Source organism: Kitasatospora sp. NPDC091335 (genome assembly GCF_044757205.1).
GTDB lineage: Bacteria > Actinomycetota > Actinomycetes > Streptomycetales > Streptomycetaceae > Kitasatospora.
The window spans coordinates 261,021-279,444 of record NZ_JBIVUM010000003.1; the positions used below are offsets into that span (position 1 = coordinate 261,021).

General features: G+C 75.4%; 16 protein-coding genes. 6 read left to right on the forward strand and 10 right to left on the reverse strand.

Translation table 11 applies throughout. The features are described 5' to 3' along the window. Positions 1-53: 53 nt before the first annotated feature. A complete protein-coding gene (locus tag ACIQOW_RS09795; protein WP_401081969.1) occupies positions 54-899 on the reverse strand; it encodes an alpha/beta fold hydrolase in 846 nt (281 codons plus the stop codon). Between the two features lie 526 nt (positions 900-1,425). Here ACIQOW_RS09795 and ACIQOW_RS09800 point away from each other — a divergent pair. Continuing rightward, positions 1,426-2,001, forward strand: a complete 576-nt coding sequence (locus tag ACIQOW_RS09800; protein ID WP_401081972.1) for a hypothetical protein — start codon at positions 1,426-1,428, stop codon at positions 1,999-2,001. A 518-nt stretch (positions 2,002-2,519) separates the two neighbouring features. Here ACIQOW_RS09800 and ACIQOW_RS09805 read toward each other — a convergent pair. Both ACIQOW_RS09805 and ACIQOW_RS09810 read right to left on the reverse strand, forming a co-directional pair. After that, complete coding sequence (locus tag ACIQOW_RS09805; protein ID WP_401081975.1) at positions 2,520-4,751, reverse strand: glycoside hydrolase family 3 C-terminal domain-containing protein; 2,232 nt, start codon at positions 4,749-4,751, stop codon at positions 2,520-2,522. Positions 4,752-4,780: 29 nt separating this feature from the next. Beyond that, entirely contained in the window at positions 4,781-6,013 is a 1,233-nt protein-coding gene (locus tag ACIQOW_RS09810; RefSeq protein WP_401081978.1) for a glycoside hydrolase family 1 protein, read from the reverse strand. A gap of 220 nt (positions 6,014-6,233) precedes the next feature. Here ACIQOW_RS09810 and ACIQOW_RS09815 point away from each other — a divergent pair, with 220 nt between their 5' ends. Then, positions 6,234-6,860, forward strand: coding sequence for a TetR/AcrR family transcriptional regulator (locus ACIQOW_RS09815; protein WP_401081981.1), 627 nt, complete (start codon positions 6,234-6,236; stop codon positions 6,858-6,860). A gap of 133 nt (positions 6,861-6,993) precedes the next feature. Here the strand turns inward: ACIQOW_RS09815 and ACIQOW_RS09820 are convergent, their stop codons facing one another. From ACIQOW_RS09820 to ACIQOW_RS09850, 7 genes are all read right to left on the reverse strand, one after another. Beyond that, positions 6,994-7,404, reverse strand: coding sequence for a hypothetical protein (locus tag ACIQOW_RS09820; RefSeq protein WP_401081984.1), 411 nt, complete (start codon positions 7,402-7,404; stop codon positions 6,994-6,996). A gap of 93 nt (positions 7,405-7,497) precedes the next feature. Then, positions 7,498-8,415, reverse strand: a complete 918-nt coding sequence (locus tag ACIQOW_RS09825; RefSeq protein ID WP_401081986.1) for an aminoglycoside phosphotransferase family protein — start codon at positions 8,413-8,415, stop codon at positions 7,498-7,500. A gap of 48 nt (positions 8,416-8,463) precedes the next feature. Beyond that, positions 8,464-10,809 carry a SpoIIE family protein phosphatase gene (locus tag ACIQOW_RS09830; protein WP_401081989.1) on the reverse strand — a complete coding sequence of 782 codons (2,346 nt, stop codon included), beginning with the start codon at positions 10,807-10,809 and terminating at the stop codon, positions 8,464-8,466. An 88-nt stretch (positions 10,810-10,897) separates the two neighbouring features. Further along, positions 10,898-13,654, reverse strand: coding sequence for a HAMP domain-containing protein (locus ACIQOW_RS09835; protein WP_401081992.1), 2,757 nt, complete (start codon positions 13,652-13,654; stop codon positions 10,898-10,900). Positions 13,655-13,830: 176 nt separating this feature from the next. Beyond that, positions 13,831-14,208, reverse strand: coding sequence for an STAS domain-containing protein (locus ACIQOW_RS09840; protein ID WP_401081994.1), 378 nt, complete (start codon positions 14,206-14,208; stop codon positions 13,831-13,833). 139 nt (positions 14,209-14,347) lie between these two features. Next, the gene (locus ACIQOW_RS09845) at positions 14,348-14,845 is read right to left on the reverse strand and encodes an ATP-binding protein (protein WP_401081997.1); all 498 of its coding nucleotides are present in this window, start codon (positions 14,843-14,845) and stop codon (positions 14,348-14,350) included. 11 nt (positions 14,846-14,856) lie between these two features. After that, entirely contained in the window at positions 14,857-15,243 is a 387-nt protein-coding gene (locus tag ACIQOW_RS09850) for a hypothetical protein (RefSeq protein ID WP_401082000.1), read from the reverse strand. Positions 15,244-15,754: 511 nt separating this feature from the next. Between ACIQOW_RS09850 and ACIQOW_RS09855 the strand changes: the two genes are divergently transcribed. The 4 genes from ACIQOW_RS09855 to ACIQOW_RS09870 all read left to right on the forward strand — a co-directional run bounded on the left by ACIQOW_RS09855 (position 15,755) and on the right by ACIQOW_RS09870 (position 18,418). Beyond that, positions 15,755-16,438: a phosphoribosyltransferase gene (locus ACIQOW_RS09855; protein ID WP_401082003.1), complete on the forward strand. Its 684-nt coding sequence runs from the start codon at positions 15,755-15,757 to the stop codon at positions 16,436-16,438. Between the two features lie 100 nt (positions 16,439-16,538). Further along, complete coding sequence (locus ACIQOW_RS09860; RefSeq protein ID WP_401082006.1) at positions 16,539-17,096, forward strand: GNAT family N-acetyltransferase; 558 nt, start codon at positions 16,539-16,541, stop codon at positions 17,094-17,096. Positions 17,097-17,401: 305 nt separating this feature from the next. Next, positions 17,402-17,863, forward strand: coding sequence for a hypothetical protein (locus ACIQOW_RS09865; RefSeq protein WP_401082009.1), 462 nt, complete (start codon positions 17,402-17,404; stop codon positions 17,861-17,863). 129 nt (positions 17,864-17,992) lie between these two features. After that, positions 17,993-18,418 (forward strand): hypothetical protein, encoded by a 426-nt coding sequence (locus ACIQOW_RS09870; RefSeq protein ID WP_401082012.1) that lies wholly within the window; start codon positions 17,993-17,995, stop codon positions 18,416-18,418. Positions 18,419-18,424 lie beyond the last annotated feature (6 nt).

Genomic DNA, 18,424 nt, shown 5'->3' on the forward strand with positions numbered 1-18,424 from the left:
TGGACCCGGCCCCGGGATGCGGGGACAGTGCTTCCGCGCGGGATGGAAGCGGGTCAGCCCCAGAACTCCCGCAGGACGGCGTTGACGGCGGCGGGCTCCTGGGTGTGCGGGTAGTACCCGGGCACCCGCAGCAGGCGGCCCGCGAGGGAGTCGGTGAGGGACTCGGCCACGGCCATGAGGGGGAGCCCCACGTGCTCGCGGTACGCGGCCGGCGCGGGCTCCCAGGTTCCGCAGATCACCAGAACCGGCAGGGCGGCGCCCCGGATCACCTCCAGCGGGATTTCCGCCTCCCAGACGGGCCGTTCCCCCATGGAGGTGGCGACGGCACGGAGCCGGCGCGACGTGGGCTCCGGCATGTCCATCCCCAACCCCTCGGTGGACGCACGCAGATACTGCTCCGGCGTGACGCCGTCCAAGCTGCCCGGGGCACCGTCGCGGACCCGGTCGAGGAGGTCGGCGACGACCGGATGGTGCGCGGCGGCGGTGAAGGCGGAGGGCTGGATGAGGGCAAGGGAGCGGACGAGGTCGGGCCGGCGCGCGGCGGCGATGAGCGCGGCGACGGCGCCGTTCCCGTGCCCCACGAGATGGGCGCCGCCGAGCCCCTCGGCGCGGGCCCCGTCGCCGAGGACCTCCACCACGTCCGCGGCGTCGACGTCGAAGTCGCTGCGCGCGGTGTCCGGGCTGTCGCCGTAGCCCCGGCGATCCATCAGGAGGAGCCGTCGGCTGTCCGCGAGGGGCCGCTGCCCGGCGAACCCGTACGTGGAGTCGCTGCCCCAGCTGAAGATGTTGTGGACGAAGAGGGCGGGGGCGGCAGCGGTCGTCGGGACCACCGAAGCTGTCGGGTTCCGGCCTTCTCCGGCTCGATCGCGGTCATCCCACACGGTCACGTGCACGGCCATGGGTCATCCTCCCGAAGCCGAGAATCATCACCTCACGTGAGACTAACGGATCGTTGCGGAATGACGTGGTGCTGGACCACCTTCGGGGCCCTGACGGAGATCGGAGCGGTTCGCGAGCGGCACATGAGCGGCACATAGACGGCACACGAGCGGTTCGCGGACAACCCGAGCCGCTCGCGGCCGGCGGCCGTCCCCGGCCCGCGCCCGTACGAACCCGCCGACTTCCGCCCGAACGGTTCGGGCACCCCGCTTCGCCGGGCTCCCCGTCCGCCCGCCCGACGACCGGCCGCGGCACCCGCCCTGGCGGCAGCCGGGCCGCCACCGGCGGCAGCCACCCCGACCAGCGGCGGATACCTCGACCCGGCCTTCTCCGGCAGCGAGTCGCCGGCCGCCCACCGCACCCGCTTCGGCATCACGCCGGAGCGCCGTCCCCGTCCCCGGGCCGGGGAATCCCGGCGTCCGGATCATGGCCGGTTCTCCGCCAGGGGGCAGACGGGACGGTCCCGGCTCCCTACGCTGCCCGCTCATGCGCACACCCCACTCCGCGACAAGACGCGTCGGCGTCGTCGCCGTCCTCGCCCTCCTCGTCAGCCTGATGGGCTTCGCCCCGCAGGCGTCCGCCACGGCCTCCGCCCAGCCGCCGTACTTCACCTTCAGCGTCGACCACCCCACCGTGACGCCCGGCCAGACCGGCACGCTGACCGTCACGTTCACCAACCGCCAGGCCGTCGACGTGACCTTCCTCTACATCTGGCTGCCCATGGTCGAGGCGGGTCCACAACCCGCCCCCGGCACCCGGGCGGTGCTCACCGGGTGCTCCGGCCAGGTGAGCTGGTGCGACCTCGGGCGCTGGGAGCCCTTCGGACTCCGGGCCCTCATGAACCTGACGGCGCCCCTGGTGCCGATCGCGCCGGGCACCAGCCGGACCATCACGCTGACCTACCAGTACCCCGCCACCTCCGACTGCACGGTGCACCCCGTCGTCAGCTTCGCCGCGCACTACTTCCACTTCGAGTACGGCGACGGCACGCAGGCCTACGACGGCTCGGAGTTCCCCGACCCGCCCGTCACCAGCACCCTGGTGTGCCCGCCCACGCCGTAGGGGCCACCGCTCCCCCGCCGACCGCCGCGCCGCAGAGCCGCAGAGCCGTGCCGGAACGGCTCCCGGCGTACGAGTCCCGGCAGTGGCCGGACCGGGACCGCTCCAGGGACGTGCTCGGCCTACCGAGCCGGGAATCGCGCGACATCTCGCCGCAACGACGGTGAGAGATCAACCAGTTCCGAGACGATCAGACGAAGCTCGCGCCCGAGTTCGAGTGACCCGAACGGCCGTCCGACACCCCCCGGGGTACTCGAACTGCTTTCCCGGAAGGACTCGTCGATCGAGAACTGGTTGCCGCCTCCCGTGCGCGCCATGGTCGACCTCCACAACCCTCATACGGCTTGACGTGCTCTGCTGAACGGTTCCGGGGAGCCCGGGCCTGAGCGCGCCGCCCGGAGCGCTCAGGCGGTGAGCGGTGGGTCCGTCGGCCCGTTGCCGCCACCCCGGCCCCGTGGCAGGGCCCGCGGCCCCCTTCGCGGCATCAGCCGCTGAAAGGGGCCACAGGCGCGCGCGAGGGCCTATCCGGCGCTCAGGTCGCGGTGGGCCTCGACCAGGCGGGCGATGTCGGCCGCGGTGATGCTGCTGGTGAAGGCCGGGATGCGGCTGACCGGGAGGCCGGCGCCCATGGACATCAGCGGGCTGTCCTCGGCGATGCCGACGGAGGCGGCCATCTCCTGCATGGCGGCGCCGATGATCTGCGCGCCCAGCGGGTCGGCCAGCCACTCGCCGAGGGTGGAGTCCGCGGTGAGCGGCCGGCGGAAGCCGTCGCCGGGGCAGGTCACCGCCGTCCGCAGCCGGACGTCGCGCGAGGAGGCGCCGATCCGCAGGTCGAAGTCCCCGGTGTCGACGCGCCAGCGGTGGTCGAGCACCGACCAGTGGGCGAAGGAGCGCTCGTCGAGGGCGATGGTGATCCGGGTGCTCTCGCCGGGCTCCAGGAAGACCTTGGCGAAGCCCTTGAGCTCGTGCTCGGGGCGGCGCAGCCGGGGCGCCCGCTCGTGGACGTACAGCTGGGCGACCTCGGCGCCGGCCCGCGCACCGGTGTTGGTGACGGTGAGGGAGACGTCGAAGCGGTTGTCCCCGGTGACCGTCACCTCCGGGTCGCCGTACCCGAAGGTGGTGTAGCTCAGGCCGTGGCCGAAGGGGTGGGCGACGGGCAGGCCGAGGCTGTCGTAGTGGCGGTAGCCGACGTACAGCCCCTCGCCGTACTCGACCTGGCCGTCCCCGCCGGGGAAGTGCAGGTGGCTCGGGTTGTCCTCCAGCCGCAGCGGGATCGTCTCGGCGAGCCGGCCCGAGGGGTTGTCCAGGCCGAACAGCAGCCGGGCGAGTGCCGAGCCGCCGGCCTGGCCGAGCAGCCAGCCCTCCAGGACCGCGCCGACCCGGTCCTGCCAGGGGGTGAGTCGGACCGGCGCGCCGTTCGAAAGTACGACCGTGACGCGGGAGTTGACGGCGGCGACGGCGTCGATCAGGGCGAGCTGGTCGGCGGGCAGGCCGAGGTCGGTGCGGTCGAAGCCCTCGGACTCGGCCGACTCCGGCAGGCCGAGGAAGAGCAGGACGTGCCGGGCCGCGCCGGCCGCCGCCACCGCCTCGGCGACCAGCGCCGGGTCGGGCGCGCCGTCGAGGGTGAAGCCGGGCGCGAAGCCGATCCGCTCCGGGTCGGCGGCGAGGGCGCGCAGCGCGTCGAGGGCGCTGTCCAGCCGGGTGGGGACGACGTGCGAGCTGCCGCCGCCCTGGAACCGCGGGGTGCGGGCGAACTCGCCGATGACGGCGACGGTTTCGCCGCTCCCGGGGTCGAGCGGCAGCAGGCCGCCGTCGTTCTTGAGCAGGACGGCGCACTGGGCGGCGGCGGTGCGGGCGAGGTCGTGGTGCTCGTCCTGGTCGTAGCCGGCGCCCTCGACCCGCGCGGCGGCGGTGCGTTCCAGGAGGGTCAGCACCCGCCGGGCGGCGGTGTCCAGGGCGGCGGGGTCGAGGGTGCCGTCCTCGACGGCCGCTACCACCTCCGCCTCGCGTCCGGACGGCGGCATCTCCAGGTCGAGGCCGGCCGCGAGGGCGGCGACCCGGTCGCCGACCGCTCCCCAGTCGCTGACCACCACGCCGTCGAAGCCCCACTCCTCGCGCAGCAGTTCGGTGAGCAGCCGGGAGTTCCGGGAGGCCGGGACGCCGTTGACGGCGTTGTAGGCGCACATCACGGTGGTGGGGCGGGCGGTGGTGACGATGTGCTCGAAGGCGGGCAGGTAGATCTCGCGCAGGGTGCGCTCGTCCACGTTGGCGCTCACCCGCAGCCGGTCGGTCTCCTGGCTGTTGACGGCGAAGTGCTTGAGCGAGGTGCCGACGCCGTGGGACTGCACCCCGTGCACCACGGCGGCGCCGATCCGCGCGGTGAGCAGCGGGTCCTCGGAGAAGTACTCGAAGTTGCGACCGCCGAGCGGGGAGCGCTTGATGTTGACACCGGGGCCGAGGACGACGGAGACGTTCTTGGCGACGGCCTCCGCGCCGATGGCCCGGCCGATCCGCTCGGCCAGCTGCGGGTCCCAGGAGGAGCCGAGGGCGCAGGCGGGCGGGTAGCAGGTGGACGGTTCGCTGGCGCCGATGCCGAGGGCGTCGCCGTCCTCGGGCTGCTTGCGCAGGCCGTGCGGTCCGTCGGTGAGCGTGACGGCCTCGATGCCCGCTTCGGGCAGGGCCCTGGTGTGCCAGAAGTCTCCGCCCGAGGTGAGGGCGGCCTGCTGTGCGATCGTCAGGTTCTCGGAGGTCATGCGGGAGCTCCTCGGTCCGGGAAGGGGGGTCAGTTGGCGGCGGTGGGCAGGACGCGGCTGCGGCCGGCCGCGCCGAGCCAGGCGGCGGAGGGCTTGGGCGTACGGGCGAAGGTGTGGCGGTCGACCGCGATCAGGCCGAAGGTGGGGGCGAAGCTGCCCCACTCGTAGTTGTCCAGGGCGCTCCAGTGGAAGTAGCCGCGCACGTCGGCGCCGTCGGCCATCGCGGCGGCCATTGCCTGGAGCGCTCCGGCGGTGTAGGCGACCCGGCGGCTGTCGTCCGCGGTGGCGATGCCGTTCTCGGTGACGATCAGCGGGACGCCGGGGGCGGTGGCGGCCGCGTGCCGCAGCGCGTCGCCGAGCGCGCCGGGGTGGAACTCCCAGCCCTTCAGGGTGAGTTCGGCGTCGTCCCGCACCGGCAGCGGCCCGTCGGGGCCGATCAGGGTACGGGTGTAGGCCTGCACGCCGAGCCAGTCGTCGCCGCGGGCGGCCTCCAGGAAGACGTCCTCGCGCGGCCGGAGGTAGGCCTCGCGGGCCGCTTCGCCGCCGGGCAGCGCGTGGCTGACCTGGCTGGCGACGGACCAGCCGGTCCGGACGTGCGGCGCGCGGGACTTGACGCCCTCGACGGCCAGCCGGTGGGCCCGGACCAGGGCCTCGGTGGCCTCCTCCCCCGGCAGCGGCAGACCGGCGGTCGGAAAGGCGTGGTCGCCGGGCTCGGTCTTGCCGAGCATCAGGTCGAGCAGCGGGACCATGATGGCGATCATGTTGGGCTCGTTGATGGTGCAGACGTGGTCGACGCCCTCGGCGTAGACCGGCGCGGCGGCCTCGACGTAGCGGGCGAAGGCCTCCCCGGAGCCGGCGGCGGTCCAGCCGCCGCGCTCGGCGAACCAGCGGGGCGAGGTGAAGTGGTGCAGGGTCACCATCGGGCGCAGGCCCCGCTCGTGGGCGCCCTCCACCATGCGGCGGTAGTGGGCGATGGCGGCCTGCGAGAACTGTCCGGGGGCGGGCTCGATCCGGGCCCACTCGATGCTGAACCGGTAGTCGGTGAAGCCGAGTCCGGCCAGCAGGTCCATGTCCTCGCGCCAGCGGTGGTAGCTGTCGCAGGCGTCGCCGCTGACCTCCTGGATGTGGCCGCCGCCGGCGGCGGCGCCCTGCTCCATCGGCCACCAGTCACTGTTGGTGTTGCCGCCCTCGGTCTGGTGGGCGGAGGTGGAGGCTCCCCAGAGGAAACCCTCGGGCAGGGGGGTGTGGTGCGAGCCGGTCACGGTCTCTCCTTGGGTACGGGCGGAACGGTGGAACCGTGGTTCGGGGTGCGTCGGGGTGCGCCAGGGAGGAAGGGTGGGCGATCTGCCATGACGGCCCTCAGCCGCTTCGCACAGGGGGCTGGCCTCACCATAGGCACGAAAACATGACAGCACAACGGTTTCGCTGGTGAAAACCTGACGCCGATAGGTGTTCGTGCCCGGGAGCGCTAGACTCCCCGCCATGAGCAAGCCACGGGGGCCCTACGCCAAGACCTCGGCCAAACGGCAGGAGATCATCGACGCCGCGCTGGCGGCCTACGCCGAGGCCGGCAGCCGAGGCGTCTCGCTGCGCGACATCGCGGCCAGGGTCGGCATGACGTACGCCGGCGTCGTGCACCACTTCGGCAGCAAGGAAGCGCTGCTCACGGCCGTCCTGGAAGCCCGCGACGCGGCAGCGGCGGAGATGTTCGACCCGTTCGGGAACGGCGCCGGCCTACCGCACTCCGCCGTCCTCACCCACAACGCCTCCACCCCTGGGCTGGTCAAGCTCTTCGTGGACCTCGCCGCCGCGGCCGCCGAACCCGAACACCCGGCCCACGACTTCTTCGAGAACCGCTACGAGCGGTTCCGCACCCGCATCGCCGACCGCATCACCCGTGGCGTCGAGGACCCCACCGCCGTGGACCCCGAGTGGCTCGCCCGCATCCTCATCGCCGCCGCCGACGGCATCCAGCTCCAGTGGCTGCTCAACCCGGACATCGACATGGCCGCCGACATGGACCGCCTCGCCGACACCCTCCTCGGCCCCGCCCTCCGACCCTCCCCGCCGCCGCCGTCGGACGCCCCGTCGCCGTCGGACGCCCCGTAGGCACGGCCCCAGCCGCGCCGGCACCCCGGTGACCACCGGCCGGTGATCACGTCAGGGGCGGCCACACCCGGCCACCCGAGGCAACGCGGAGTCCACGGCGACCTCCCGGGATCGGATCGAAGCCGGCGGGCGCTCAGTGCCCGAACATGCGCCGGATCCGGCCGCCCGGTCGCGCCGCCGTCTCCCGGCCGCCCTGTTCGGCGGCCCGCTCCTCCGGCGGCATCCGCAGCTCGTCGGTGCCGCCCACGGCGCGGTCCTCGGAGGCGGCCCGCCGCACCGGTCGCGCGGTGCGCGAGGACCGCGCGGTGCGCCCGGCCCGCCGGGACAGCCGGGAGTGCCGGGACAGCCGCATCATCGCGAGACCGAGGCAGAACAGCAGCGCCAGCGCCACACCGGCGAGGAAGATGCTCAGGCTGTTCAGCGTCACCAGGTCGCTGCCCAGGATCGTCACCTGGTAGTCGGGCCCGCCGGAGAGGTTGTCCGCGACCAGCAGTCCGACGAACGCTCCGGACGCCGCCATCAACAGAAGTCCCAGCAGCAGCATGGGGATCGACCCCTTCCCTCGTGGTCTCGGTCATCCCCCTCGTCCGGTCGCGCCTACCCGGCCGGGGCTGCCCCTAACGGCCACGGCGAGCCCTCAGCGTCCGGCCGTGGCGACGAGGCGGCGCAGCGCGGCGTGGGCGGGCGGGCCCCAGGTGGGCTTGCCTCCGGGGCGGCCGTGGTCGCCGGCGTCCCCGATGAGGATGCACGAGAGGGAGCGGAGCACCGCCCAGCCGCGGGCGCGGCGCAGGGTCGCGGCGTCCTGGCCCGGCCGGTAGGCCGCGTGGAAGCGGTCGACGGCACCGTCCGGCAGCAGGACCCAGGGGGCGGCGAGGTCGCAGGCCGGATCACCGGCGAAGAGGTCTCCGAAGTCGATCACGCCGCAGAAGGTGCCGTCCGCGGTGAGGACGTTGGCCGGGTGCAGGTCACCGTGGAGCCAGAGGTCCCGGCCCGCCCAGTCAGGTGCGGCGACGGCGTCCTCCCAGACCGCGCGGACGGCGTCCGGGTCGGGGAGCAGGCCGAGCCCGGCGGCCCTGGCGAGGTACCTGGCGAACCCCTCGGCGTGGTCGGCCAGCGGCCCGCCGCGGCCGCGGCCGGCGGGTGCCCCGGCCGGGGCGGGGCGGTGCAGCGCCGTCAGGAAGGCGGCCAGCGAGTCGGCGGCTTCCTCGGCCCGGGTCGCGGGGGCCCGGTCGGCGGGCTCGCCCGGTACCCAGGTGGTGACGATCCAGGGCCGCGGGAACCGCCCGGAGGGCTCACCGAGGCGCTGCGGGACGGGAACCGGCAGCGGCAGGTGCGGGGCGAGGGCGGGCATCCAGGTGTGTTCCTTGCGCAGCAGCGCGTCGGCGGACTCCGTCGCCCAGGGCAGCCGGACGGCGAGGTCGTCACCGAGCCGCCACAGCTGGTTGTCCCAGCCGCGCGCACCGAGCCGCAGCGGCCGGTCGGCCAGGTCGGGGTGCTGGTCGCGCAGCAGGTCCCGGATCAGCTCGGCGGTGACTTCGGTCTCACTGTGGGTCATGCGCGGCAACGGTAGCCGGGCAGGGCGCGTGACACCCCGTAAAGGCGGCTACTCGGTCTGGACGGCGATCAGGCAGGTGTCGTCGTCGGTGTCGGCGGGGCTGAGTTCGAGCAGCCGGTCCAGGTACAGCTCCAGGTCGGGACCGGGGGCGCCCGCCGCGCGGAGCAGCTGCTCCACCGACTCCTCCACCGGCCGGTCCCTGCGCTCGACCAGCCCGTCGGTGTAGAGCAGCAGGACGTCGCCCGGGTCGAGCCTGGCGGTGTGCTCCTCGTACGCGGCGTCGTCCAGTGCGCCGAGCAGGACGCCGTGCGGCAGCGGCAGCACCTCGGCGCCGTCCGCGCCGAGCCGGATCGGCGGCAGGTGGCCGGCCCGGGCCCAGCGCAGCTCGCCGCTGGCCGGGTCGAGCAGCACGCAGACGGCGGTGGCGGTGATCTGGCCCGGTTCGCGCAGGGCGACGGTGTTGGCCCACGCCAGCAGCCGGCCGGGGCCGGCCCCGGTGACGGCGAGGCCGCGCAGGGCGTGCCGCAGCGCGACCATGCCGGTGGCCGCGCCGACGCCGTGCCCGGCCACGTCCCCGACCGCGAGCAGCACCCGCCGGTCGGGCAGCACCAGCACGTCGTACCAGTCGCCGCCGACCCGGTCGCGCTGGGCGGCGGGCCGGTAGCGCACGGCGGCGTGCAGGCCGGTGACGCCGAGCGGGGGCGGCGCGGCCGGCAGGATCGCCTGCTGGAGCCGGAGCGCCAGCTGCGCCCGCTCGGCCGACTCCTGCTCGCTGTCGGCCAGCCGCTCCCGGGTGGCGCCGAGCGCGACCTCCGTCCAGTGCTGGGCGGAGACGTCGTGGTAGGCGCCGCGGACGGCGACCAGCCTCCCCGTCTCGTCCACCACCGGTTCGGCGATCACCCGGGTGAAGCGGTGGGTGCCGTCCGGGCGGTCCAGCCGGACCACCGCTGAGGCGGTGCGGTGGTGGTGCCGGACGGTGTCCAGCAGGCGCCGGACCGCCGGCCGGTCGTCCGGGTGGGTGTGCCGTACGAGCCGGTCCAGCGGTACCGGCGGGGCGTCCGGCGGCAGCCCGTACAGCTCGTGCAGCCCGTCGCTCCAGCGGATCAGGCCCTCGGCGGGGCGTTCCTCGAACCCGGCCACCCTGGCCAGCCGCTGGGCCTGCCGCAGCAGGGCGGTGCGTTCGTCCTCCGCGTCCTGCTCGTCCTCCAGCTGCCAGCAGACCAGCAGCCGGCCGCCGAGCGGGACGACCGAGAGCAGGACGGCCGCGGGGACGGCGGGCCCGTCGCCCCGGAAGGCCAGCCGGATCGGCTCGGCGGTCGACGGCACGCCGGTCTCGTACGCGCGCAGCACCCGGTCGAGCAGTCCGGCGGCGCAGGCGACCGGGTAGGTCTCCAGCAGCGAGGCGCCCTCCAGTGCCTCCCGGGGGCGGCCGAGCGGGTCGCGGAACCGGGCGTTGACCCGCAGCAGCGTGAAGTCGGCGATCCGGTCGGCCCGGGAGACGGGCGCCAGCAGCATCGCGGGGGCGGGCAGCCCGTCCAGGAGGGCTGCGGCCTGCTCGGGGGCCACCGGCTCCGGGGGCGGGCCGAGCAGGGTCGCGCAGAGGTCGGCGAGGGCGTACAGCTCGCGGCGCTGGGCCCGGCCGAGCACCGGGGCGGGGACGGCGGGCGGCCAGAGCAGTTCCAGGGCGCCCCGGCGGCGGCCCCCGTCGAGCAGCGGGAGCACCGCCCGGTGGGCGCCGGTGCCCACCGAGGGCCCGTCCGTCCCCGGCTCGCCCGTCCCCGGCCCGCCCGGCCACAGCTCGGCTCCGCCGTCGACGACCAGCCGCGCCGGGGTGGGCACGCCGGGCGGCACCCGGGCCCAGTCGACCGCCTCCTCGACGGTGAGCCCGGCGTGCGCGGTGAGGGCGAGCGCGCCGCCCGGCAGCCGCTGCCAGACGGCGACGGCACGGACGCCGAGGGCCGCCGCGGCCTGGTCCAGCACGGCTCCGGCCGCGTGCTCCAGGTCGGGCGCGGCGGCGAGCGCGGGCACGACGGGCGGACCGGCCTCGGACGGCTCGACCGCCGGCGGTGCCACGGCCGACGGCTGCGGTTCCGGCTCCGACCGCGGCTCCGACTGCGGCTGCGGCTGGGGCTGCGGCTGGGGCTGGGGCAGCCCCGCGATGTCCGCCGCCAGCGCGAGCACCGGCACGCCCGCCTCCCGCGCCAGCCGCGCGAGGTGCACGGCCGCCTCGGCGACCGGCAGGCCGAGCCGCTCGGCCAGGATGCCGGTGGCCAGGTCGACGGCGGCCCGGGCCCGGGCCTCGGCGTGCGCCCGGGCGGCGGCCGCCCGGAGGCGCCGGACGGTCTCGGCCAGGGCCCTGGCGGTGCGCTCCACCGGGTCCTGCCCGGCGGTCACGGCAGCTCCCTACGCCGGGTCGCGGGGGCTGCGCGCCGAGCGCGGGTGCCCGCGGGGTGGGACGCGATGCGCCCCGGCCGGGGGACGGTCATGACGGATGCCCGCCCAACGGCAGGTACAGGGTGAACCGGCTGCCCTCCCCCGCCGTGGACCGGACCGTGAGGGTGCCCCCGAGCAGCCGGGCGAGCTCCCGGCTGATCGACAGCCCGAGGCCGGTGCCGCCGTAGCGCCGCGCGGTGGAGCCGTCGGCCTGCTGGAAGGCGTCGAAGATGGCGCCCAGGTGGGTCGCTTCGATGCCGATCCCGGTGTCGTCCACGTGGAAGGCCACCGCCGCGTGCGTCCCGCCGGACCCGGGCGGCAGCTGCGCCCCCTCGACGTGCTCGATCCGCAGTTCGACCCGCCCGGTGTCGGTGAACTTGACGGCGTTGGAGAGCAGGTTGCGCAGCACCTGGCGCAGCCGCGCCTGGTCGCTGACGATCCGCTCCGGCACGGCCGGGCCGACGGACACCTCGAAGGCGAGCCCCTTCTCGTCGGCCGGCGGCCGGAAACCGGACTCCACGTACTCCAGCAGCTCGCGCAGCTCGAAGGGTTCGATGACCAGCTCCATCTTCCCGGCCTCCACCTTGGACAGGTCGAGAATGTCGTTGATGAGCTGGAGCAGGTCGGTGCCGGCCGAGTGGATCACGCCCGCGTACTCGACCTGTTTGGGGGTGAGGTTGCCGCCGCTGTTCTCGGCGAGCAGCTGGGCGAGGATGAGCAGGCTGTTCAACGGGGTACGCAGCTCATGGCTCATGGTGGCCAGGAACTCCGACTTGTACAGCGAGGTGCGGGTCAACTCCTTCGCGCGTTCCTCCAGTTCCTGGCGGCCCTGCTCGATCTCCAGGTTCTTGGCCTCGATGTCCCGGTTGCGCTGGGCGAGCAGCGCGGCCTTCTCCTCCAACTCGGCGTTGGAGCGGCGCAGTTCCTCCTGGCCTTCCTGCAACTCCTCGGACTGGGCCTGGAGTTCCGCGGTGAGCCGCCGGGACTCGCTGAGCAGCTCGTCGGTGCGGGCGTTGGCCAGCAGGTTGCCGAGGTTGACCGCGCAGACCTCGGCGAACCGGCTCAGGAAGTCGCGGTGGACCTGGGTGAACGGGTGGACGGAGGCGAACTCCATCACGCCGATCAGCCACTCCTCCAGGGCGATCGGCAGGATGACCAGCGAGCGGGCGTCGGCGGCGCCCGCGCCGGAGGAGACGGTGGCGTAGCCGGGCGGCAGCTCGTCCACGGTGACCGTTCGCCGGGTCCTGGCGGCCTGGCCGACCAGGGACTCCCCCGGCCGCAGCCGCCGCCGCTCCCCGACCGGGCGGCCGTAGGCGCTGAGCAGCGCGAGTCCGGGGCCGTCCGGGCCCTCCTCGGCGAGGAAGAAGGCCCCGTACTGGGCGCCGACCAGCGGGGTCAGCTCGTCGGCTATCAGCCCGGCGACGGCGCGGATGTCCCGCCGGCCCTGGATGGCGGCGGAGAAGCGGGCCAGGTTGGTCTTGAGCCAGTCCTGCTCCTGGTTGGCCAGCGTGGTCTCGCGCAGCGACCCGACCATCGCGTTGATGTTGTCCTTGAGGTCGGCGACCTCCCCGGAGGCGTCGACGCTGATCGACCGGGTCAGGTCGCCGGCCGCGACGGCGCTGGTGACCTCGGCGATCGCCCGGACCTGCCGGGTCAGGTTGCCGGCCAGCTCGTTGACGTTCTCGGTGAGCCGCTTCCAGGTGCCGGAGACGCCCTCGACCCTGGCCTGCCCGCCGAGTCGGCCCTCGCTGCCGACCTCCCTCGCCACCCTGGTCACCTCGGCGGCGAACGAGGACAGCTGGTCGACCATCGTGTTGACGGTGGTCTTCAGCTCCAGGATCTCGCCGCGCGCATCCACGTCGATCTTGCGGGTGAGGTCGCCCTCGGCGACGGCGGTGGTGACCTGGGCGATGTTGCGCACCTGGCTGGTCAGGTTGTGCGCCATGAAGTTGACGTTCTCGGTGAGGTCCTTCCACGTCCCGGAGACACCCCGGACGGTGGCCTGACCGCCCAGGATGCCCTCGGTGCCGACCTCGCGGGCGACCCTGGTCACCTCGTCCGCGAACGAGGACAGGGTGTCCACCATGGTGTTGATCGCGTCGGCGAGGGCCGCGACCTCGCCCTTGGACTCGACGGTGATCTTCCGGGAGAGGTCGCCGCGCGCCACGGCGGTCGCCACCTCGGACATCGAGCGGACCTGGCCGGTCAGGTTGGAGGCCATCACGTTGACGTTGTCGGTGAGGTCCTTCCACGTCCCGGAGACACCCCGGACGTCCGCCTGGCCGCCGAGCCGGCCCTCGCTGCCGACCTCGCGGGCCACCCTGGTCACCTCGTCCGCGAACGAGGACAGCTGGTCGACCATCGTGTTGACGGTGTTCTTGAGTTCCAGGATCTCGCCGCACGCGTCCACCTCGATCTTCTGCGTGAGGTCGCCGCGCGCCACCGCCGTGGTGACCTGGGCGATGTTGCGCACCTGCCAGGTCAGGTTGCCCGCCATCGCGTTCACCGAGTCGGTCAGCTCCAGCCAGGTCCCGGTCGCGTCCGGCACCCGTGCCTGCCCGCCCAGCCGGCCGTCGGTGCCGACCTCCCTGGCCTCCCTGGTCACCTCCGAGGTCACCCGGGCGAGCCGGTCGGCCATGCCGTTGAAGACCTCGGCGATCTCCCCGAGCGCCCCTGGCCGGCCCGGGACGAGCCGGGTACGGAAGTCCCCGTCGCGCACGGCCGTCAGCCCGGCGAGCAGCTGCCGCAGCGCCTGCTCGGCCGGATCGTCGTCCGCCGGGGTTCCGCGTACCGGGTGCTCGTCCATCCGTCCACCGTCCGGATCGCTCGCACGGCCGGGGCACGCCGTCCGGGCACTCGGCCCCGAGGGCGGCGGGGCGCCGCCCTGCTCCCACTGTGCCACCGTGCGCCGGGGGGCGACACGCGAGGCGGGGCGGTGCTCCGGGCCGGAAGGCCGGCACGGGACTCCGGCCGGTACGGGACTCAGCCCGGCTCCGGTACGGTCTCGCGGATCGGGAAGGCGTCGGTGGCGCCGGTGAGTTCGAGCATCCGCAGGATCAGCGGCCGGGGCCTGGCCAGCTCGATCCGGCTGTCGTCCACGGCGGCCCTGGCCTTGGCCCGCAGCAGGACGTTGAGCCCGGTGGAGTCGCAGAACTCCAGCCCGGCGCAGTCCACCACGACCACGGTGGCCGGCGCGACGAGCGCCCGGTCGACGGCGGCCCGCAGCTCGGTGACCGAGTCCAGGTCCAGCTCGCCGAGCAGCACCAGGACGGTGCCCAGGGCCCACGGGCGGACCTCGACGGTGAGCCCCTCGGCCCGGTCGACGGCCGGGCTCGCGGGATTGCGCGGGTGCTGCGTCATGGCGGCGGGCTCCTCTCGCGCGGTCCGGCCCCGCGCCGGCCGACGGGCCGACGCCTCGCACCGGCCGCGGCCGGCGATCACACCCACGCGGCTGTCCGCTGTGGCGCGCCGGAAACCCCGGCGCGGACAGGGGCTCCGGTCAGCCCGGCCGCTCCGGCTCCCCGACCCGTCCCCCGTCCGCACCGGCCGCCGCCAGGGCCGGCGGGCGCGGCACCTCCAGCCAGACCAGCTTCCCGCCGTCCTCGGGCTGCGAACCCCAGGCGCGGGCGAGCCGGTCCACCACCCGCAGCCCGTGCCCGCCCGGCCGTCCCGCACCGGCGAACGGGCGCAGCCGCGGCGGGACGGGGCTGGCGTCCGCGACCTCCACCCGCAGCCGGGCGCCGTCCCAGTACAGCCGGAGTTCGCGCGGGCCGCCGGGGGCGTGCAGACAGGCGTTGGTGACCAGCTCCGAGACCATCAGCAGGACGTCCTCGGCCGCGGCCAGCCGCTCCTCGTCGACGGTCGGCAGCCAGTCCCAGGACACCAGCGCCCGCCGGCTGAACTCCCGGCTGCGCTGCACCGCGCCGACGCTGCCTGCCAGCGCCAGTCTCCTGGCCTGCTCCCGGCCTGGCGGCCCACCGTTCCCGGGGCGGTCCACGGCCTGCCTCCTCAGCTCGGTCCGGGCGGCGGGGCCGGCCCGGCGGCGCCCTCGCCGGAGGCCTCAAGGGCTGTCCGGAGGGCGGGGTGGACCGGCAGCGCGCCGTCGGCGCCGGTGACGGCGAACGGCCGCGCCACCACGGGGCGCGGACCGGTCGGTTCCGGCCACGGCCCGGCCACCCGGGTGTCCAGCCGGGCGCACTGCGGGATGTTCGGCCTGGTCGAGTCCCAGAAGCGCAGGCCGGCGAGGCCGGCGGGGTTGGCGGGGTTGGCGGGGTTGGCGGGGTTGGCGGGGTTGGCGGGGTTGGCCACGAGCCGCTCGATGCCGTCCGCAGACGGCGGGTGGGCGAGGGCGGCGCGCAGCCCCTCCGCGGTGTCGTGGTCCGGCTCCCCTGTCACGGCGACGATCCGTACCGGCCCCCGGTCGCCGGCCCCGATGCGCAGGTCGCCGGACTCGTGACCGCCGGTCGGTTCGCAGGGTTGCCCGGATGACCCCGGCTTGGCCCGCTCCCGGTCCGGTCGAGGCGGCGGGGCGCCGTCGGGACCATCGTCGCGCGCACCGTACCGGGCCGCGCGGACGGCCGTACCCGCGAGCACCCCGGGTACGGGCGGGAGCACCGTCCGCCGGTCGTCCATGCCCTGCGCCTGCCCCGGCCGCGCCGCGTCACACCATCAGGCCGGGGCCCGCCGGGCGGCACGCGCCGGATCGCCCCCGGGTCGTCCCCAGGCTCACGCCCCCTTGCCGCCACGCACGCCCCGGCTCACACCCCGGACGTTAGAGCCCGCCACGACGGGGAAGGCGCCGTGGTGGCGGGGCCGGGCGGGTGCTGCCCGCAGGCCGCCCGCCGCTCCGGCCCTCGGCCCCGTCCCGGCCGGAGCGCTCGACCACCTGGAGGACAAGGACAGGCCCGTGAGATTCCTCGACCGCAGCACCGCCGGACACCAGCTGGCCCGCAGGCTCGTCCCGCTGCTGGACGGGCGGACCGGCGCCGGGGTGGTGGTCCTCGGCCTCGCTCCCGGCGGGCTCCCGGTGGCCGCCGAGGTCGCCGAGGCCCTGGGCGCCCCGCTCGACGCCACGGTGGTCCGCGCGCTGGCCGTGCCCGGCCACGACCGCCCGGTGGGCGCGATCGCCGACGGCGATCCGCCGCTGTTCGACCGGTACACCCTGAAGAGCCTCGGCGTCACCTCGGCCGAGCTGGGCGCGAGCGTGAAACGGGAACGGGTCGAGGTCCGCCGCCGCGAGGCGCTCTACCGCCAGGGCCGGACCAGGCTCCCGCTGAACGGGCGCACCGCCGTCCTCGTCTCCGACGGCCTGACCGACGTCCTGACCACCCGGGCGGCCCTCCACGCCCTCGCCGCCGACCTCCCCGAGCACCTGATCCTCGCGGCACCGATCGGCGACGCCCGGGTCGCGGCCGACCTGCGCCGGGACGTGGACCAGGTGGTCTGCCTCCACCTGCCCCGCTACGCGCACGCCGCCGGCCCCTGGTACGGCGAGTTCCACGACGTCACCGACCGCGAGGCGGCCGTCCTGCTGCGCCGGCACTCCCCGGCCGACCCGACCCCGGCCGGCCACCCGGCGGGGCGGAGCTGACACGGCGGAGCTGACGCGGCCCGGGGCCCGGGGCCCGGGGCCCGGGGCCCGTCGGCAAAACCCGTTGCCCGGTGAGGGGTGTACGGACCATCCTCCCGTCATGGACCTTCCCCCGCACGCCATCGCCCTGGACGGACTGACCCTGCGCCGTTTCGCCGCCGAGTCGGACCTGCCCGAGTTCTTCGCCGTCATCGAGGAGTCGCTGGAGCACCTGCGGCCCTGGATGCCCTGGGTCGCCGAGCACAGTCACGCCAAGACCGCCGAGTTCCTCGGCCGCCGCGCCGAACTCTGGGCGAAGGGGCAGGACTTCACGTACGCGATCACGCGGGACGGCGCGATCGTCGGGGCCTGCGGGCTGTTCCGGCGCGAGGACACCCCGGACGACGTCCGGGAGATCGGCTACTGGCTGCACCCAGCCGCGACCGGGCACGGCCTCGCCACCAGGACGGCACGGGCCCTGGCCGACGAGGCCTTCCGGCTTCCCGGGGTGGCCTGGGTCGAGATCGTGCACGACCCGGCCAACCACGCCAGCGGCGCCGTCCCGGCCCGTCTCGGCTTCACCGAGCACCTGCGCCGCCCGGCCGAGGCGCTCGCCCCGGCCGAGACCGGCGAGGAGCTGGTGTGGCGGCTGGCCAGGGAGCACGCCCCGGCTGCGTGAGCCCGCCCTGGTGACCCCGGCGGTCCGCAGCCGTGGGGGAGGCGTGCGAACCGCCGGGTGCGCCGGCCGGACGGGACGATCCGGCGGCGCGGCGGGAGCGGGCGCGCCCGGAGCGCCTCGGGCTCCGGGCCCCGTCGTGGTCCCTCACCCACGACGTCGCGCGCTCACTCCCTCACCCAGGAGACCCTCCCCGTCCGCACCGATAACACTTTCTTTCGATTCCGCCGCCCATCGGGCACTTGACCATTCATCACTTCGATGGAGGCGTGCTGTGGCGGAGCGGGAAGTCGGGCTAGGATCACGACATGGTCACCGCCCGGTCGCCGTTGCGTACACGACGCGCCCACCCCCGAGGGGTGGCGGCGCGGCTGTTCTGGCTGGGCGCCCTGCTGATCGCCGTGTTCACGGCGCACGGGTTCGGCGCGGAGAACGGCGCCGGACACACCGATCCGATCCGGATCGTCTTCTCCGCCCAGACTCCGGCGGCGGGCGACACCACACCGCCCTCGCACCACCACGAGAACCACCCGGAGCACGGCCAGGAGCAGGACCAGGAGCACGACGAGGACGCCGACCACCCCGGCGGCGACTGCCTGTCCGGGAAGCCCGAGGACGGGCCGGGCGCCGAGACCGCCTGGTCGGCCGCCACCGTCCCGCCCGCTACCGGGGAAGCCGTGCCGGCGCCCGGCCCTGCGGGCCCGCCGGCCGGATCCGCCGAGGCCGGACCACCCGAACTCCCGCACCGGATCGCCAACCTGAGGGTCTAGACCGGCCCGGGCCGCGCCCTGCCACGCCCCGCCCACGCGGCGGTGCGTGCCGGCGACCGCCGCCCGCGTCCGCTCCTTCCGACCGTCACCGATCCGCTGCCGCCTCGTGCGGCCGCGCGGAGTCCCGTCATGCCCGTCAGGCTCCTGGCCGCGCTCCTGCTCGGCCTGTTCTCCCTGCTGCCCGTCGGCTGCGCACCGCAGCACCTCGGCGCCCATCAGCCCCACTCCCCCGCGGCGACCGCGCAAGCCACGACGTCCCCGTCCACGACCCCCTCCGATTCCGCGCCCACGTTCACGTTCGCGCCCGGGCCGGGCGGTGTCCCCGCCGACGCCTCGCAGCGCTCCTGCCCGGAGGAGGGGGACACCGCGCCCGCGCACCGGGCGCTGCGGTCCCCCGCCGTGCCCGTCCCCTCCGGCACCCTGCCTCCGGTCACCACCCCCGGCGTCGACCGGGCGCAGCCGCCGGCGGACCGCCCGGCGGCCCCCGTCGTGCGCGCCGCCCGTACCCCCGGGCCGAGAGGCCCCCTGCTGGTCACCGGTCGGTGGCGGATATAGCGGCTC

Coding starts and splice junctions, on each gene's coding strand:
- ACIQOW_RS09795 (WP_401081969.1), bottom strand. CDS start 899: ATGGCCGTGCACGTGACCGTGTGGGATGACCGCGATCGAGCCGGAGAA.
- ACIQOW_RS09800 (WP_401081972.1), top strand. CDS start 1,426: ATGCGCACACCCCACTCCGCGACAAGACGCGTCGGCGTCGTCGCCGTC.
- ACIQOW_RS09805 (WP_401081975.1), bottom strand. CDS start 4,751: ATGACCTCCGAGAACCTGACGATCGCACAGCAGGCCGCCCTCACCTCG.
- ACIQOW_RS09815 (WP_401081981.1), top strand. CDS start 6,234: ATGAGCAAGCCACGGGGGCCCTACGCCAAGACCTCGGCCAAACGGCAG.
- ACIQOW_RS09820 (WP_401081984.1), bottom strand. CDS start 7,404: ATGCTGCTGCTGGGACTTCTGTTGATGGCGGCGTCCGGAGCGTTCGTC.
- ACIQOW_RS09825 (WP_401081986.1), bottom strand. CDS start 8,415: ATGACCCACAGTGAGACCGAAGTCACCGCCGAGCTGATCCGGGACCTG.
- ACIQOW_RS09835 (WP_401081992.1), bottom strand. CDS start 13,654: ATGGACGAGCACCCGGTACGCGGAACCCCGGCGGACGACGATCCGGCC.
- ACIQOW_RS09840 (WP_401081994.1), bottom strand. CDS start 14,208: ATGACGCAGCACCCGCGCAATCCCGCGAGCCCGGCCGTCGACCGGGCC.
- ACIQOW_RS09860 (WP_401082006.1), top strand. CDS start 16,539: ATGGACCTTCCCCCGCACGCCATCGCCCTGGACGGACTGACCCTGCGC.
- ACIQOW_RS09865 (WP_401082009.1), top strand. CDS start 17,402: ATGGTCACCGCCCGGTCGCCGTTGCGTACACGACGCGCCCACCCCCGA.
- ACIQOW_RS09870 (WP_401082012.1), top strand. CDS start 17,993: ATGCCCGTCAGGCTCCTGGCCGCGCTCCTGCTCGGCCTGTTCTCCCTG.